Here is a 15,601-nt window from a genome sequence, read left to right on the forward strand (position 1 = left end):
ATTCGTTATGAGCTACAGCTTACGCGCGGGTGTGTTTCTGCCGACAGGGCAGCAGGGTCAGCGGACAGCCGCAACCTCTGAGGCGATGGCCGCTGCGAAAGCATCGACGTCCGCTTCGGAGGTGTCAAAGGTGCACATCCAGCGCACCTCACCGGTAGCCTGGTCCCAGTCGTAGAACCGGAACTTGTCCCGCAGCTTGTCCGCGACGCCGGCAGGCAGGGTCGCGAAGACTGCATTGGACTGGGTGGGCTGGGTGAGGGAAACGCCGTCGATTTTCTCCACTGCGGCACGCAGCCGGGAGGCCATGGCGTTGGCCGTGGAGGCCGAGCGCTCCCAGAGGTCCGTGCCGTAAAGCGCGATGAACTGGGCAGAGACGAACCGCATCTTGGATGCCAGCTGCATGTTCATCTTGCGCAGGTAGTCCAGGCCGGGGGCGGCGTCGGGATCCAGGGCCACGATGCATTCCCCGTACATCATGCCGTTCTTGGTGCCGCCCAGGGAGAGGATGTCCACGCCGGCGTCGGTGGTGATGGCCCGCAGCGGCACGCCAAGGGCAGCCGCCGCGTTGCCCAGCCGGGCACCGTCCATGTGCAGCTTCATGCCTCGGGCGTGGATGTGCTCCGAGATGGCCTGGATTTCCTCCACCGTGTACAGGGTGCCGAGTTCAGTGGACTGTGTGATCGACACGGCCAGCGGCTGGGCGCGGTGTTCGTCGCCCCAGCCCCAGGCTTCACGGTCAATGAGTTCGGGCGTGAGCTTGCCGTCCGGAGTCGGTACGGTGAGCAGCTTCATTCCGCCCACACGTTCGGGGGCACCGTTTTCGTCCACGTTGATGTGGGCAGTTGAGGCACAGATGACAGCTCCCCAGCGGGGAAGCAGGGACTGGAGGCTGATGACGTTCGCCCCGGTGCCGTTGAAGACCGGGAAGGCCCTCATCCGGTTTCCGAAGTGTTCGGTGAAGACGTCGCGGAGCTTGGCGGTGTAGACATCTTCGCCGTAGGCCACCTGGTGGCCGAGGTTCGCTGCTGTCAGCGCATCCAGGATTTCGGGGTGGACGCCGGAGTAGTTGTCCGAAGCGAAGGCGCGCAGGGCGGGGTCATGCAGGGAGGTAGTTTCAGTCACGGGTGTCAGTATTCCTCAAGATGGGACTAGGGGAAAAACGGCTCAGGTGCGGGGCACCAGATTGATCCGTTTTCCGTTGATCTGCGCGGCGTCAGTGGTGAACAGCCTGACCGCTGCCGCTGCGAGTTCGGAAACGTCGGTGTAGCCGGGGAACCTGCGTTCCGGAGCTGCAGCCCGCATCGGGTCATCCACGAGGGCCTTCACCACGAAGATCACGGCCGCGGCGCCGGTGCCGCTGAGATCGGAGGCTATGGCCTGGACCCATGCTTCAGCGGCGGCCTTGGCGGCGGCGTATCCGGCGTTGCCGGACGTGGGGGTTTCAACGGCGGTGGAAGAGACGATCGCTAACCGGCCGTGCGGCGAAGCAGTGAGCTGGCCAATAAAGCTGCGGCTGACGTTGCGCAGTGTGGTCAGGATGTTCTGCTGCAGGAAATCCCAGTCCGCATCGCTCTGGTCGGTCAGGGTTCCGCCGCCGCGCCAGCCGCCCACCAGATGGATCAGCCCGTCAATCCCGCCTTCGGCCTGCAGGTCGGACGCGAGTGCGTCGACGTCGCCCTGCCGGCTCAGGTCGCAGGTGCGCAGTTCAACGCCGGGAACATTCTCCAGCGACTCGGCCAGCCGCCCGGCACTTGAACCGACGGCCACCACGCGGGCACCGGCGGCGGCCAGTGCCGTGCAGACAGCTGTTCCGGAGGCAGAGGATGCTCCGGCTACCAGGACCGTCAGGCCCGGCAGTGCTGATGCTTCCCCTGCTCCGGCTGTGCTCATGAAGTGCTGCTCCCTGTGATTCCGGCGGTGGATTCGATGACCGGGGCCATCTTCTTCGACAGTGCCTCGTAGAACATGGACAGCGGGAATTCGTCGTCGAGCACCTGGTCAGTCAGTGCCCGCGGCGGGCCGTCCAGCGGCAGGGCATCCGGTCCCTTGGCCCAGCGGGAGGCCGGGTGCGGGGTCAGGGTGCTTGAAATGAGAGTGTACGCAGCGAGCCAATGGGCTGTCTTGGGGCGGTCGATGGAACGCCAGTACAGATCCTCGATTTCCTGGCCAAGCTTGATGACGACGGCGGGAGCTTCGTCCCAGTCGATGCTCAGGCGGCCGTCGGTCCAGTGCAGCACCCGGTGCTGGTGCATCCAGGCGAAGAGCAGCTGGCCGCCCAGCCCGTCGTAGTTCCGGACGCGGGAGCCGGTGATTGCGAAGCGGAAAATCCGGTCGAAGATCACGGCGTACTGGACCAGCTGGGCGGTGCTGCGCGCCTTGGGGTCCGCGTCGTCGTCGTTCTGGATTTTGACCGATTCGCGGAAAGCGGTGAGGTCGCAGCGCAGTTCTTCGAGGGAGTAGAGGAAGAAGGGCATGCGCTGCTTGATCATGAACGGATCGAAGGGAAGGTCACCGCGCATGTGGGTGCGGTCATGGATGAGGTCCCACATCACGAAGGTTTCTTCGGTCAGTTCCTGGTTGTCCAGCAGCTCAGCCGCGCCTTCGGGAAGCTCCAGGGAGGTGATCTCCGCAGCGGCGCGGAGCACGCGGCGGAACCGTGCGGCCTCACGGTCGGCGAAGATGGCGCCCCAGGTGAAGGACGGGGTTTCACGGACTGCAACAGTTTCCGGAAACAGGACTGCGGAGTTGGTGTCGTATCCCGGGGTGAAGTCGCGGAAGCGGATGGGCACGAAGAGCTTGTTTGAATACTCGCCGGCTTCCAGGTTTGCGATGAACTCCGGCCAGATCACTTCCACCAGGACGGCTTCGAGCAGCCGGGAGCGGGAGCCGTTCTGCGTGTACATGGGGAAGACCGCCAGGTGCAGCAGGCCGTCGGTGCGGTCCAGCTGCGGCTGGAAGGCCAGCAGCGAGTCGAGGAAGTCCGGCACGCCCAGTCCGTCCTGGAGCCATCGGTTCAGGTCGCGGACCACCAGGTCCAGGTACTCTGCGTCATGTCCGAACGCGGGTGCCAGTTCGGCTACGGCGTCGCGGACGGTCTCCACCAGCGGAGCAGCGGTCTCCCTGTGCTCTGCGGGTACGGAGCCGTCCTGCTCCTGGAACTGCGCGAACGCGGTTGCAGCGTCCTTCAGCCGCAGCCAGGCAGCGGAATCTTCGGGTGCGGCGAGCTGGTCCGCAGGGGAGGAGAAAGCGGTGGATGACATAGCCGAGACCTTCCGGTTGCACGAACTCCCGGGCCGGGAAGAGTGTTGGCCCCAGCGTAGCCATAAATCATGTGTTCTTAGCCTCGAAGTCGGTTTAAGTAAGTAAGGCTTATGCTTCTTGTTCGCGGCGGCGGCGTTTGGCCAAGCGGTGCTTCGGGTATTCGTCCGCTTCCCAGGAGGCCCCGGCATAGAAGGGTGACCAGGCCCGGGCGGCTCCGGAGGCCTGGTAGTAAATGTTTGCCGTCACGACCAGGCCCACCGTAGTCACCGTGGTCAGCGCCGTCGTCAGGGCCGGAACGGCGTCTGCCGGAAGGGTCCAGGCCATAAAGATGCGAAGCGCTGCGTCAGCACACAGGCCAGCACCCCAGAGGATGCTTGTGACGCGCCAGACCCGGCGGAAGCGCGGGAGCTGCACCCATAGCCGGTCCCATTCCCCCGGCCAGCCGAAGCGGCCCTGGAGTATCGGGCGGGTCATTACGTAGACCAGCGGCCTGCGCGTCGCTGCACTGATGAAAAACCAGAGTCCGGACACTCCCACGACCAGGGCGCCGCGGGCCAGGAGAAACCGCTCGTCTCCCGGAATCAGGGAAACCACTGTACTGAGAACCATCAGCGTCAGGGCGTAGAGCCCGAAGGGTGAAACCCGCCGTGACCGCAGCAGGTCCACGACTGAGCCCGCCAACGAGACGGCGGTGCCCGCCAGCAGTGCGGCGTAGGCACTGACGCCTGCTGCCCGGAGTATGTAGAACAGCGCGACGGGTACGAGGAACTCGATGCCCGCGCGGAGGACGCGCGCCGCGGCGTGACTTTTGCCGGCGCCCGTTCCCTGAACCTGGTGAACCTGGTCTGTGTTCATACTGCCCGTGTCCTGCCTCCCGGCATGGAGGTTCCCTTGTTGTCTTCAGCTGGAAACGGTGTTCGGTGCGTCGATGCGTGTAGCGAGCTCGAACAATGCGGCAAGCTCGCGTCCGTAGGCCGCACAGTCCGTCCAGGGCGCCCGCTCAAGGACAAACGGGAGTCCGTCGATGCTGCGCTGGACGGCGTGGGCCATCACCACGGGGTCGAAGGAGCGGAACTCCCCGCTCTTTTGGCCCCGTCGCAGCAGGTCCTCGAGCGGGGCGGCTGCCTGGGTATCGTCCGCCGTTGTGTACTCCAGCGCTCCGGCCAGCACAATGCGGGTCAGGGCAGCCATGGCGGCCCGGTTGCGGTCTATGAAACCCACCGTCGCCGTGATGTATGCGCGGAGTGCACCGGCCGCCGTTCTTTCTGCGTGCACCGCTGAACCGGTCCATGCACCGATCCGCCCTATCACGTGCGAAGCGCACGCACTGATGAGATCCGCCTTGCCGGAGAAGTGATAGGAGATCAGCCGGGTACTGGAGAGCTGCGCCTGCTCGGCTATGCGGGCATAGGAGGCGCGGTCATAGCCCTGTTCGGCAATGACTGCGAGCGTGGCGTCGATGATCTGGGCCCGGCGCGCAGCACCCGTGAAGGACACCTCTTTTACCTGCATGGATAAAAAGTACGCCGCTCAGGTAAGCGCGAACAGGGTCTGCGGTAACTTTTTCGGGGAGGAAAGGCGCCTAGTACCCGCGGCTGTTCGGCGATTCGGTGCCGATCACGGACAGCGGGACCTCGGGGTGGTTCTTTTCCACCCGGCGAAGTGCCCAGATGTCATTGAACACCGCAACGTGCGCGCCGTCCGTGCGCAGCAGCACCTCGGCGCCGTGGACGTTGCTCAGGATCTCGGCGGCGGAAGCGTCGGTGAGCCGGGCCAGGGAATAGGAGAGCTGTTCCATGCGCATCGGGGCATTGAAGTCCTGGTTCATCCGGTCCTCGACCACCTCGAACTGCATGGGGCCGACGGCGGCAAGCACCGGTGCCTGGTCTCCGCGGCGGTCCGAGCGGAGCACCTGGATGATGCCTTCGTGCTCCAGCTGGTCGATTCCGCGGCGGAACTGCTTGTAGCGGCTGGGGTCCTGGGAGCGGGCCACCCGGAAGTGCTCGGGGCTGAAGAACGGGATCGGCGGGTACTGGACCGGCTCTTCCACGTAAAGGCTGTCACCCACACGGAGCGCGGAGGCGTTGACCAGCCCGACGACGTCGCCCGGGTAGGCCTGGTCAATCACTTCGCGTTCACGGCCGAACAGGTGCTGGGCGTACTTGGTGGCGAAGGTCTTGCCGGTGTTGGAGTGGGTGACCACCATGCCGCGTTCGAAGATGCCGGAGCAGACCCGGATGAACGCCACGTGGTCGCGGTGGGCTTTGTTCATTCCAGCCTGCACCTTGAAGACGAAGCCGGAGAACGGTGCGTCCACCGGCCGCTGGCCGCCGTCGCTGTCTACCCGCGGGCCGGCAGAGGGTGCCAGGTCCACCAGTGCGTCAAGGATCTGCCGGACACCGTAGTTCAGGGCAGCTGAGGAGAAGAGAATGGGAGTGGCCTTGGCATCCAGGAAAGCCTGGCGGTCAAACTCGCGTCCGTCGATCACCAGTTCGGCTTCGCCGATGGAGTCTTCCCAGGCATCACCTTCTGCCGCCGCTGCTTCCTCGGGGCTGAAGTGCTCCTCCAGTGCCAGCGAGGCGCCGGAGTTCTGCCGGGTGAACCGGACGAACTCATCCTTCTGCAGGTCCCAAACTCCGCGGAAGTCGCCGGCAATGCCCACGGCCCAGGTCAGCGGCATGGGCGCCAGGCCAGTGCGCTCGGTGATCTCGTCCATCAGGGCCAGCGGGTCCAGGCCGGGGCGGTCCCACTTGTTGATCACTGTGATGATGGGCAGGTTCCGGGAACGGCAGACCTCGAAGAGCTTCATGGTCTGGGTTTCCAGGCCCTTGGCGGCATCCACCAGCATGACGGCACAGTCGACGGCAGCCAGCACCCGGTAGGTGTCTTCGGAGAAGTCGGCGTGGCCCGGGGTGTCCAGCAGGTTGATCACGGTGTCCCGGTAGGCAAACTGCAGGGCGGTGGAGCTGATGGAGATGCCGCGGTCCTTCTCCATCTGCATCCAGTCAGACACCGTCTCGCGGCGGTTGTCCTTGCCGTTGGTGGCACCGGCAGTACCGATCACGCGGGCGTGCAGGGCCAGCGCTTCAGTCAGCGTGGACTTGCCGGCGTCGGGGTGGGAGATGACGGCGAAGGTGCGCCGGCGTGCGGCTTCCTTGCCGATCGCCGGGTTGGCGCTCGCACGGACGGGAGTCTGGGCCTGTGAGGACACTGCCGCTGCTTTCAGGTGTGGGGAATCTGGGGGCTGCCTAAATGGCAGCCTTTCCAGTTTAGCCGCCCGGCGCAAACCCGGTTTCCGTGCGGGGTGTGGCCGCGGCACTTCCGGCGGTTACTGTGATGGCGGGCACAGTTCACCAATGGCAAGGGAGCCAGTCATGGCTGAAGCATTCATTATCGACGCTGTACGGACTCCGGTGGGGCGGCGCGCAGGCGGACTCAGCGGTGTGCATCCCGCGGATCTGGCGGCTTCCGTGATTGGCGAGGCTGTCCGGCGCACCGGGATCGGCTCTGAAGAGTTTGACGAGGTGATCCTCGGTTCGATCGACCAGGTAGGGCCGCAGGCCATGGACATTGCCCGGACAGCCTGGCTGGCAGCCGGCCTTTCCGAACGGGTCCCCGGAACCACCGTGGAGCGGCAGTGCGGTTCAGGGCAGCAGGCCGTGTCCTACGCCGCGCAGGCCGTGATGAGCGGCACCTCCGACCTGGTGGTGGCCGGGGGAGTGCAGAACATGTCCGCCATCGCCATTGGATACTCCAATACAGCGGCAGCCGACCGGGGATTTCCTGACCCGTTCACCGGATCCACTGGCTGGGAAGCGCGGTACGGCACCCAGCCGATCTCCCAGTTCATCGGCGCGGAAATGATGGCCGAGCGCTGGGAGCTCAGCCGCAGTGAGATGGAGGACTTCGCAGTCGGGTCCCATGAGCGTGCGCTCGCAGCCCAGGCTGAAGGACGCTTTGACCGCGAGATCCTTCCGGTCGCAGGTATCCACGCCGACGAAGGGCCGCGGACTCCGGACCGGGCAAAGATCGAATCCCTGGCGCCGCTGCGGGACGGCGGAAAGCTAACCGCGGCTACGGCGTCGCAGATTTCCGACGCTGCTGCGGTGCTGCTGATCGCTTCCTCAGACGCCGTCCGGCGCTACGGACTGCGGCCCCGAGCCCGGATCCACCACATCTCCGCACGCGGTGATGATCCGGTAATGATGCTCAGCGCGCCCATCGAAGCGACGCGGCACGCGCTCAAGCGAACCGGGATGTCCCTGGCGGACATGGACCTGATCGAAATCAACGAAGCCTTCGCCTCGGTGGTGCTGGCCTGGCAGCGCGAGCTGGATCCGGACATGGACCGGGTCAACGTCAACGGAGGCGGGATTTCCCTGGGACATCCCATCGGCGCCACCGGTGCCCGGATCATGACCACGCTGCTGCACGAACTCGAACGCACCGGCGGCCGCTACGGGCTGCAGACCATGTGCGAGGGCGGCGGCCAGGCCAACGTCACAATCATCGAGCGGCTCGGCTGAAGGCTGCAGCTTTCCCTAGACTCCGGACATGGCTATTAGTTTCCTGCCCCTGGTGGAGTCCGTCTCCGAGTCCCAGGCCGTAGTGCAGTTCCTCACCTCGAACCGCTTTCCCTTCCATGTTCGGGCGGAACATTCGGCGGAGTCCGCCCGCAAGCTCGTGGATGAAGGACGTTTCTGGAGTGATGAGTCAATTGGGTTCTGGATCCAGGACGGTCCGGAACGCATCGGGCTGGTGGTCCTGGATGACCTGGAGGAAGACACCCCGATGTTCGACCTGCGGCTGGCGGAAGAGTTTCGCCGCCGCGGGCTCGGGGTACCGGTGCTGAAAGCGCTGTGTGCCCTGGTCTTTGACCGCTTCCCGGAGATTGTCCGGTTTGAAGGCCAGACCCGCGAGGACAACATCGCCATGCGAAAGACGTTCCTGCGTGCCGGGTTCCTGAAGGAGGCGCACTACCGCCTTGGATGGCCGACGGCGGATGGCGGCCGTGTGGCATCAGTCGCCTACGCGATTCTCCGGCAGGACTGGGTGAACCAGGAGATCACGCCGTTCGAATGGGAGGACGTGCCTGCCTAGACGGCTCCGGCGGCCCAGCGCAGGCGGAGGCTCTCCTCCAGTTCCTGTTCGGCCAGGCTGCGCAGGATGCGGTCCAGCTCTGCCTCCAACCTGGGGATCCAGCGGTGTTCGACGGCGCGCTGCCGGGTCCGCGTCGCTGCGAGTTCCCGGCTGACCAGCAGCAGGGCCCGTGCATCCGCTGCATGCTCGACGGCGGCGGCGAGCGCCTCGCGGTGCGCTGCGGCAGCGTACAGCAGGGCGGAGGAGCCCGAGGAAGGTATCTGCTCCGGCAGCTTCACGGAGGCACCTTCGGGATAGGAGATGCCCATGGCACCGCCCCAGCGGATCTCCGCTTCCGCGAAGGAGTCCGGAACAGCTTCATGGATGCGTCCCAGACCGTCCAATGCCAGGGACCGACCCAGCCAGGGCGCAGCCCGGGCCGCTGCCGCTTCGAACCGGCGGCGGCTTTCCTCCGCCTGTTCTGCCCGGTTGCTGATGGCGATGCGGAGGATCTGCTGTTTGCGGTCCAGCAGCTCGGCACCCCGCCGGACTGTTTCAAGCCGGCGTTCCGTCTCCGCCCGGGCGGCCCTGCCGGAGCCGCTCACTGCAGTCCCTTCGCCGGAACGGCCCTCACAGCCGTGCCCCGCCGATCGGGCCGGGCAGGTACGTGTCCAGCAGTTCGGGTGAAAGCATGCTCAGTTCACGCCGCGGCAGCACACCCAGTGCTTCCCAGGCCAGGCCGAGGGTCTGTTCCAGGGACCGGTATTCATCCACACCCTGGTTCAGCAGTTTCTCCTCCACCACGGACCGGAACTGGATGTAGGCACGGTCTGCCTCGCCCAGCGCGGCATCGCCAACGAGTTCAGCGAGCTCGGAGGCCTGCCGCGCCCGGGCCATGGCAGCCAGCACCTGCGCTGCGACATCGAGGTGGTCTTCCCGGGTCCGTCCCTTTCCGGCACCGCTGCGCATGAGCCGGGACAGGGAGGACAGGACGTCTACGGGCGGGTAAATGCCCCGCGCATCGATCTCCGGCGAGAGCACAATCTGCCCCTCGGTGATGTAACCCGTCAGGTCCGGCACGGGATGGGTCATGTCTCCTGACGGCATGGTCAGCACCGGCACGATCGTGACGGAGCCTTCCCGCCCCTGTACCCGGCCGCAGCGTTCGTACAGGGTGGCCAGGTCGCTGTAGAGGTAACCCGGATACCCGCGCCGGGCCGGAATCTCCTTGCGTGCAGCGGAGACCTCGCGGACGGCTTCGGCGTAGCTGGTCATGTCACTCATCACCACCAGCACGTCGCTGCCTTCCTCATAGGCGAGGTGCTCGGCGATGGTCAGTGCGATGCGCGGGGTCAGGATGCGTTCAATCACCGGATCATCTGCGGCGTTGAGCAGCAGCATCAGTTCACCGGCGGCCGAACGTTCTTCCAGCCGGTCACGGATATAGGCGATGTCGGCGTGGGTCATTCCCATGGCCGCGAAGACCACACGGAAGTTCCGTCCTCCTGTCCGTGACTGGGCGGCGATCTGGGTTGCCAGCGTCAGATGGGGCAGGCCGGCTACCGAAAAGACGGGCAGCTTTTGTCCCCGCACCAGTGTGGTGAGCGCATCAATGGCGGAAATGCCGGTGATCACCGCTTCTTTGGGGGGAATGCGGTAGACGGGGTTCAGCGGCCACCCGCTCACCGGCTCCACGGTATCCGAGGTCACCGGCGGCCCGCCGTCCAGCGGTTCTCCGCGTCCGTTGCAGACCCTGCCCAGCCAGCCGGAGCCCACCGGAATGTGCAGCGGCCGGCCCTGGAACCTGACTGAGATGCCTCCCAGCCGCATTCCCTCGGTACCCTCAAGGACCTGCAGCACGGCCTGCCCGCCGTCAACCTCCAGCACCAGGGCGTGGCGTTCGGTCCCGCCCTCAACATCCACGCTGGCAAACTCGTCCCAACCCACGCCGTCGGTCTCTCCCACCACCATCAGCGGACCGCGGAGCTCGCGCACGTCCCGGTAGGAAACCAGGTTCCGGTTGGGGGAGGTCATCGCAGCTCCTTCAGTTCGGCCAGGAAGGCGGCGGCCCGCTCGGCAACACCAGCGGCGTCGGACGGTCCGGCCGCCTCGCGCAGGCGCAGCAGCGGAGAAAAGTCGAACGAATCCACGGCGGCGGCGGAAACCCCGTGGGCCACCAGGTCCTGGCAGGTGTCGATGGTGTCCAGCACTGCCTGGAGCAGCGCCGATCCCTTGGCAGCGGAGGAGTAGCCGTCATTGGCGCTCAGGGCGTTCTGGACCAGGACGCCGTCTCGCAGGAGCCGGCCGCCAAGGAGAACCACCTGTTCGTGGGCTGGCAGGGATGCAGAGCCAATGATTTCCGCCAGGGCTGTGAGACGGTCTGCTTCGGCCAGCACCAGCCCGGCCCGGGCACGGCGGGTGGCCCATTCCGGGTCGCCGTTGGCTGCGTGCCACCGGCCCAGTGCATCGGCGTCCCGGGAGAAGGACCCCCGCCAGCTCACTGCCGGGTAATGCCGGGAGTAGGCCAGGTCCCGGTCAAGCTGCCACAGCGAACGCACGAACCGCTGGGTTCCCGTGGTCACCGGTTCGCTCATGTCCCCTCCCGGAGGGGAGACGGCGCCAATGACGGTTACCGAGGACGTTGAACCGCCCAGAGTGACGGCAAGCGAGGCACGCTCGTAGAACGCGGCGAGTTCAGAGGCGAGCGACGCCGGATAGCCTTCTTCCGCCGGCAGGTCGCCGTTGCGGTTCGCGAACTCCCTCAGGGCCTCGGCCCAGCGGGAGGTTGAATCGGCGATCACGACGGCGTGGTAGCCCATGTCTCGGAAGAACTCCGCCACCGTGACTCCGGTGTTGATGCTCGCTTCACGCGCCATCATGGGCATGTTGGAGGTGTTGGCGATGATTACGGTGCGGTCCAGCAGCGCGCCGCCGGTCCGCGGATCCTCCAGGCCGCTCAGCCCGTCCAGGACGTCAGCCATCTCGTTGCCGCGCTCGCCGCAGCCCACGTAAACGATCACATCGGCGTCGGACCATTTGGCAATCTGCTGCAGCAGCAGTGTCTTGCCGGTACCAAACCCGCCCGGCACGGCCGCCGCCGCACCCCGGGGCAGCGGGAACATCAAATCCAGCACCCGCTGGCCCGTATGCATGGGTACCGCATCCGAGAGCCGGGAGGCGACGGGCCGGGGCCGGTGCACCGGCCATTGCTGGGCCAGGGTGACTTCCGTTCCGCCCACCACGGCGGCTCTCTCCAGCGGCCGCAGCAGCCCGCTGCCCAGCCACGTGAGTTCACCGGAGACGCCCGGCGGAACCGTTACCAGGAAAGGGACGCTGCCCGCATCGGGGACAACACCCAGGACCTGCCCCGGCCCCACGGCCTTTCCCACCGGCGCCTGGGGCTCAAAGTTCCACTGCCGGTCAAGGACCAGGCGGTCCTCTGCGGAGTCCTCCCGGTCAGCGCTGAGCCACATGGGGGCCGAGGAGAGCGGCCGGAGCAGTCCGTCGAAGACCTGCCCCAGCAAATGCGGTCCCAGCAGGGCAGAGAGCTGGTGACCCGTACCTTCCGCCGTATCCCCGGCCTTGAGCCCCCCGGTGTACTCATAGGCCTGGAGGGTTGCTTCAGATCCGTTGACAGCAATCGTCTCCGCCGAAATGCGTTCAGGTCCCAGCGCTACCAGTTCCAGCATGGACACGTCCGGGAGGCCAGTGACTTCCACCAGCGGGCCGCTGACCCGCCGAATGCGTCCAGCAGGACCGCCCTGCTGCGTCTGCGGGGGCGTCTGGTTTGCCTCTATTCCTGCCACAGGCTGCGCACCTCCCCGGCATGGCGTTCCAGGGCTGCGTCGGCGAGCGCCGGAAGTGAAAGGTCCACACTGCGCGAACCCAGGGTTGCCGTGACCCCGCCCGCCGGCGCCTCAACCACGTGCGCGTCCGGGCCAAGGAGCTCGCGGGCCTGGTCGCGGAGCGCGTCCAGGAGTGCCGGGTAGCGCGGACCGGACCTGAGGGCGGCTGCCTGGGCAAGGACCTCCCTGCGCAGTTCCCCGCGGAGTTCTTCCTCAGCGGCCAGGACGGTGCCGCCGGCAGCCCTACGTGCACGGGCGGAGCGCAGCTGCGCTTCGGCACGGGCGGCCTCCCGGCCGTCAGCTTCGGCCCGGCTGCGGATCTGCTCCGCCTCGCTCCGTCCACGCTGACGGATCTCCGCCGCCTGGCGTTCGGCTGTGTCCAGGATCCGCCCGGACTGCGCTGCGGCGTCCGCCCGGATTGCCTCCCGAATGGGTTCCAGGGCGGGTCCGGCGCTGCGGGGAAGGCTGCTCATGCGGGCAGCGTCACTGTCAGCGGTGCAGCGGGATCATCCAGTCTGCCGGTCAGGGCGGCCGCGGCATCCGCGGTGAGGATAACGACGGCGGTGTCTGCCGGCAGCTGCTCGAACGCTGCCTGTACCTCTTCCTCGGACCAGGCCGGGATGAGCCGTGCCCCTGCCAGTTCATAGCCGGCCAGAAGCCCGGGCGCGCCCAGAGCTGCGACGGTTGCCGGGGCGTTCATGCCTGGCCGATCAGGATGATGGAGATAATCAGCCCGTAGATGGCGATGCCTTCCGCGAGGCCCACCACCACCATGGCGCGGCCGAAGATCTCCGGGCGTTCACTCATGGCCGCGAGCGCAGCAGAGCCGGTGTAGGCCACGGCAATTGCCGCCCCGATCGAGGAACCGGCGACGGCGATCGCGGCGCCAATCAATGCGGCGCTGGAGCTGTCACTCCCGTCAGTGGCCATGGACACCGCCGTCTCCGCTGCTCCGCCTGAGGCAGTGGCCGGAGCGGCGGCGAACGCCGCGGCCAGCAGAGCCAGGGCGCCGGCCATGATCAGGCCGTTTACGCCGAGCATTACCTTGATGCCGGCCCCGCGCCGCCGGCGCAGCAGCCACAGCGCGCCTCCGGCCAGCAGGACGGTGATGATCAGTGCCAGGGGTATGCCGGCAAACCAGGGGTTCATGGCGTTTGCCTTTCGGTGGTGGGCGAACCGGATGCCAGGGACTCCGGCAGCTGGGGACTCCAGGGTTTGAACGGACGGCCTTCGTCGGTGAAGATGCGGGAAAACAGCTCGTAGTACTCCAGCCGGAGAGCCTGGATGGCCGCGACGAGTCCTTCGAGCGCGAACGTGATGACGTTGCCGACCAGGAACACGAGTACGGCCAGTACGGCCCGCCAGTCCGGGTGCCACAAGGCGGTGGTGCCCTGCCAGACGATTGAGAGCAGGGCTGCGTGGGTGAGGCCGAAGGCGGCCAGACGGGTGAAGGAGACAAGGTTGGACGCCAGCTGGATCACGGTGTCCACCAGCTCAACCGACGCCTGCATGGTGCCGGTGCCACCGCCCCCGGCTTCGACGAACAGCCCCGTGAAGATCAGGACCAGCGCCACTGCGGCCAGTACGGCCGCGGCGATGACCATGGCGCTCCAGCCTGCCACCAGCCCTCCGGCCAGCATTCCGACGGCGAGGAAGAGCAGCGCTCCGGCCAGTCCGGTCCGGGCATAAAGGGCATAGCCCCAGCCGCCCTCACGGACACGGTTGATCGTGCCGATCGTGAAGGCGAAGGCCAGCAGCACGGCCCCGAAGATCACCGCTGCGATCAGCAGGGGTATGGGGTTCTCCAGCGGTTCCAGCCAGAGCACCGGGATGACGCCGGTCGGTCCAAAGAACTCGCCGTACAGCACACCGAAAAACACGGCAGCCAGCCCGGCACCAAAAATGAACAGCCAGGTCTTCTGGAACCGGCGGATCCTGGCTATCCGCCCGGACCGGACGATCAGTCCGGCCAGTACCAGCAGCAGTCCCTGCCCGGCGTCGCCGAACATAATGCCGAACATCACCACATAGGCGAGTCCGGCGAGGCGGGCCGGGTCAACGTCGGCATACGGGACGGTGGTGTAGGTGTCCACCAGCAGGCGGGAGAGCCGCGGCGCCTGCCGGGTCCTGCGTTCGTTGCCGGTCAGCAGGGTAGGCGGCTGGACGCCGCGGGGAGCCTTCAGGGGCACGACGCCGCCTCCCAGGGGCTTCAGCGCCGTCTGGAGTTCAGGAACCCTGCGGGAGGGAGCCCACCCGACGAGTCCGGAAACCGGCCCGTTCTCCACGGCAGCCTCGGAAGCCCGGTCCAGCTCCTCCGGTCCGTCCCCGGGGGTGTAGGGCAGATCCAGTTCGACGGCGGAGCTGCGGGCTACCCGGGCGAGTGCTTCACGGGACCGGTTGGTCGGAAGGATAACGGCTACACGATCCATCCGGATCGGGCTGAGGGTCTCACGCCACTGCATCCAGTACCTCGCTTCCGCCGCCGGAAGCTGCAGCAGCCAGGGCCGCGCGGACCCGCCAGGCATCCACGGCCAGCACAGCTGCTGCTCCAACCGCCACATCCGGACCCGGCAGGCCCGAGCGCAGCAGCCGGAACCCGTCTTCTTCCACCCGTGCCCGCAGTGACGCTTCGGCACGCCAGAGACCGGAGGGATCCTCGACGCCCTCCAGTACCGGCGCGGCAGCGGCCGGCAGTGCTGCCCTGAAGGACGCGACGTCGTCCGCCTCCGCCCAGGTGCCGCCCAGCAGCGGCTGAAGCAGCATATGCAGCCGGTTTCCGGTGTCCTGGGCGCCGTGGCGTCCGGGTCCCGGAGCCAGCAGCACCCTGCGCGCTGCGATCAGAACAGCTCCGGCCACCATCCAGCTGCGTGTCTGCGGGGCGGCCGCAGCGAGCCGGCGGATCCAGACCACTGTCAGCGTGTCGGCAAAGTCCTGGGCAGGCCCGGGGTCTCCCCAGGGGCTGGTGCGCAGCAGATCGGTGAGTTCAGTGCTGCTGCCTGCCTGCGAGAGGCGGGGCCAGGCTGTGGCGAGCCCGCCGAGTTCAAAGTACTCCGGCAGCGGAACACTGCGGTGCAGGCATCCTTCCGCACCGGCGTCTGCAGCCTCCTGCAGCCTGCGGGCAAGGACTGAGATGTTTGCGAGTTCAAACGCGGCGCCCGCTGCCCGGACCATCCGTGCTCCGGCAACGGGCAGCCATCCGGCCAGGACCCGCAGCTGCCACAGAACGCTGCGCCGGGTGGCGTGCTGTGCTTCCGCCAGGTTCCTGCTTCCGGCAAGCTCGGATGCGTAGGCCGTCTGCTCCAGGAGCTCCAGTGCCTGCGGAAGTGAGGTAAGGGCAGCGGCTTCACGGCACAGACCGGCCCCGGCACGCCTGCGCACCATGGCCTTGGCGCGCACAGTTGCTGCCACCCAGTCGG

Annotated in this window: 16 protein-coding genes; 2 read left to right on the forward strand and 14 right to left on the reverse strand. The window is 66.9% G+C overall.

All coding sequences use genetic code 11. The annotated features are described in order from the left end of the window. Window positions 1-57: 57 nt before the first annotated feature. The 6 genes from FYJ28_RS00775 to FYJ28_RS00800 form a co-directional block, all read right to left on the reverse strand. Window positions 58-1,122, reverse strand: coding sequence for a threonine aldolase family protein (locus tag FYJ28_RS00775; RefSeq protein ID WP_235472086.1), 1,065 nt, complete (start codon window positions 1,120-1,122; stop codon window positions 58-60). 42 nt (window positions 1,123-1,164) lie between these two features. Continuing rightward, the gene (locus FYJ28_RS00780) at window positions 1,165-1,890 is read right to left on the reverse strand and encodes an SDR family NAD(P)-dependent oxidoreductase (protein ID WP_154577954.1); all 726 of its coding nucleotides are present in this window, start codon (window positions 1,888-1,890) and stop codon (window positions 1,165-1,167) included. Continuing rightward, window positions 1,887-3,260 (reverse strand): DUF6421 family protein, encoded by a 1,374-nt coding sequence (locus tag FYJ28_RS00785; RefSeq protein ID WP_195840571.1) that lies wholly within the window; start codon window positions 3,258-3,260, stop codon window positions 1,887-1,889. The genes FYJ28_RS00780 and FYJ28_RS00785 overlap by 4 nt, the downstream gene beginning before the upstream one ends. Before the next feature lie 109 nt (window positions 3,261-3,369). Then, window positions 3,370-4,116, reverse strand: a complete 747-nt coding sequence (locus tag FYJ28_RS00790) for a VC0807 family protein (protein ID WP_154577955.1) — start codon at window positions 4,114-4,116, stop codon at window positions 3,370-3,372. 45 nt (window positions 4,117-4,161) lie between these two features. Next, complete coding sequence (locus FYJ28_RS00795) at window positions 4,162-4,773, reverse strand: TetR/AcrR family transcriptional regulator (protein WP_154577956.1); 612 nt, start codon at window positions 4,771-4,773, stop codon at window positions 4,162-4,164. 70 nt (window positions 4,774-4,843) lie between these two features. Beyond that, the gene (locus FYJ28_RS00800; protein WP_055241582.1) at window positions 4,844-6,472 is read right to left on the reverse strand and encodes a peptide chain release factor 3; all 1,629 of its coding nucleotides are present in this window, start codon (window positions 6,470-6,472) and stop codon (window positions 4,844-4,846) included. 163 nt (window positions 6,473-6,635) lie between these two features. Here FYJ28_RS00800 and FYJ28_RS00805 point away from each other — a divergent pair, with 163 nt between their 5' ends. Both FYJ28_RS00805 and FYJ28_RS00810 read left to right on the forward strand, forming a co-directional pair. Further along, on the forward strand, window positions 6,636-7,787 hold the full coding sequence (locus FYJ28_RS00805; RefSeq protein ID WP_154578180.1) for an acetyl-CoA C-acetyltransferase: 1,152 nt from the start codon (window positions 6,636-6,638) through the stop codon (window positions 7,785-7,787). Between the two features lie 28 nt (window positions 7,788-7,815). Then, window positions 7,816-8,361 (forward strand): GNAT family N-acetyltransferase, encoded by a 546-nt coding sequence (locus FYJ28_RS00810; RefSeq protein WP_154577957.1) that lies wholly within the window; start codon window positions 7,816-7,818, stop codon window positions 8,359-8,361. On the opposite strand, the gene FYJ28_RS00815 is transcribed toward FYJ28_RS00810, so the two are convergent. Genes FYJ28_RS00815 through FYJ28_RS00850 form a run of 8 tightly spaced genes read right to left on the reverse strand, consistent with a single transcriptional unit; the run spans window position 8,358 to window position 15,593 of the window. After that, on the reverse strand, window positions 8,358-8,945 hold the full coding sequence (locus tag FYJ28_RS00815) for a V-type ATP synthase subunit D (RefSeq protein ID WP_154577958.1): 588 nt from the start codon (window positions 8,943-8,945) through the stop codon (window positions 8,358-8,360). The genes FYJ28_RS00810 and FYJ28_RS00815 overlap by 4 nt on opposite strands. A gap of 25 nt (window positions 8,946-8,970) precedes the next feature. Further along, window positions 8,971-10,374 (reverse strand): V-type ATP synthase subunit B, encoded by a 1,404-nt coding sequence (locus FYJ28_RS00820; protein WP_154577959.1) that lies wholly within the window; start codon window positions 10,372-10,374, stop codon window positions 8,971-8,973. Continuing rightward, window positions 10,371-12,146: a V-type ATP synthase subunit A gene (locus FYJ28_RS00825; protein ID WP_326831413.1), complete on the reverse strand. Its 1,776-nt coding sequence runs from the start codon at window positions 12,144-12,146 to the stop codon at window positions 10,371-10,373. Before FYJ28_RS00825 ends, FYJ28_RS00820 begins: the two co-directional genes overlap by 4 nt. Next, window positions 12,134-12,658 carry a flagellar assembly protein FliH gene (locus FYJ28_RS17195; RefSeq protein ID WP_055241571.1) on the reverse strand — a complete coding sequence of 175 codons (525 nt, stop codon included), beginning with the start codon at window positions 12,656-12,658 and terminating at the stop codon, window positions 12,134-12,136. Before FYJ28_RS17195 ends, FYJ28_RS00825 begins: the two co-directional genes overlap by 13 nt. Beyond that, window positions 12,655-12,885 (reverse strand): hypothetical protein, encoded by a 231-nt coding sequence (locus FYJ28_RS00835; RefSeq protein ID WP_154577960.1) that lies wholly within the window; start codon window positions 12,883-12,885, stop codon window positions 12,655-12,657. The genes FYJ28_RS17195 and FYJ28_RS00835 overlap by 4 nt, the downstream gene beginning before the upstream one ends. After that, the gene (locus FYJ28_RS00840) at window positions 12,882-13,334 is read right to left on the reverse strand and encodes an ATP synthase subunit C (protein ID WP_055241567.1); all 453 of its coding nucleotides are present in this window, start codon (window positions 13,332-13,334) and stop codon (window positions 12,882-12,884) included. The genes FYJ28_RS00835 and FYJ28_RS00840 overlap by 4 nt, the downstream gene beginning before the upstream one ends. After that, a complete protein-coding gene (locus FYJ28_RS00845) occupies window positions 13,331-14,647 on the reverse strand; it encodes a V-type ATPase 116kDa subunit family protein (RefSeq protein ID WP_229780071.1) in 1,317 nt (438 codons plus the stop codon). The genes FYJ28_RS00840 and FYJ28_RS00845 overlap by 4 nt, the downstream gene beginning before the upstream one ends. Beyond that, window positions 14,634-15,593 carry a V-type ATPase subunit gene (locus FYJ28_RS00850; RefSeq protein ID WP_154577961.1) on the reverse strand — a complete coding sequence of 320 codons (960 nt, stop codon included), beginning with the start codon at window positions 15,591-15,593 and terminating at the stop codon, window positions 14,634-14,636. The genes FYJ28_RS00845 and FYJ28_RS00850 overlap by 14 nt, the downstream gene beginning before the upstream one ends. Window positions 15,594-15,601 lie beyond the last annotated feature (8 nt).

It is taken from the genome of Arthrobacter sp. BL-252-APC-1A, from assembly GCF_009696625.1.
Classification (GTDB): Bacteria; Actinomycetota; Actinomycetes; order Actinomycetales; family Micrococcaceae; genus Arthrobacter_B.

Coding starts and splice junctions, on each gene's coding strand:
- FYJ28_RS00780 (WP_154577954.1), bottom strand. CDS start 1,890: ATGAGCACAGCCGGAGCAGGGGAAGCATCAGCACTGCCGGGCCTGACG.
- FYJ28_RS00785 (WP_195840571.1), bottom strand. CDS start 3,260: ATGTCATCCACCGCTTTCTCCTCCCCTGCGGACCAGCTCGCCGCACCC.
- FYJ28_RS00790 (WP_154577955.1), bottom strand. CDS start 4,116: ATGAACACAGACCAGGTTCACCAGGTTCAGGGAACGGGCGCCGGCAAA.
- FYJ28_RS00795 (WP_154577956.1), bottom strand. CDS start 4,773: ATGCAGGTAAAAGAGGTGTCCTTCACGGGTGCTGCGCGCCGGGCCCAG.
- FYJ28_RS00805 (WP_154578180.1), top strand. CDS start 6,636: ATGGCTGAAGCATTCATTATCGACGCTGTACGGACTCCGGTGGGGCGG.
- FYJ28_RS00810 (WP_154577957.1), top strand. CDS start 7,816: ATGGCTATTAGTTTCCTGCCCCTGGTGGAGTCCGTCTCCGAGTCCCAG.
- FYJ28_RS00820 (WP_154577959.1), bottom strand. CDS start 10,374: ATGACCTCCCCCAACCGGAACCTGGTTTCCTACCGGGACGTGCGCGAG.
- FYJ28_RS17195 (WP_055241571.1), bottom strand. CDS start 12,658: ATGAGCAGCCTTCCCCGCAGCGCCGGACCCGCCCTGGAACCCATTCGG.
- FYJ28_RS00835 (WP_154577960.1), bottom strand. CDS start 12,885: ATGAACGCCCCGGCAACCGTCGCAGCTCTGGGCGCGCCCGGGCTTCTG.
- FYJ28_RS00840 (WP_055241567.1), bottom strand. CDS start 13,334: ATGAACCCCTGGTTTGCCGGCATACCCCTGGCACTGATCATCACCGTC.
- FYJ28_RS00845 (WP_229780071.1), bottom strand. CDS start 14,647: ATGCAGTGGCGTGAGACCCTCAGCCCGATCCGGATGGATCGTGTAGCC.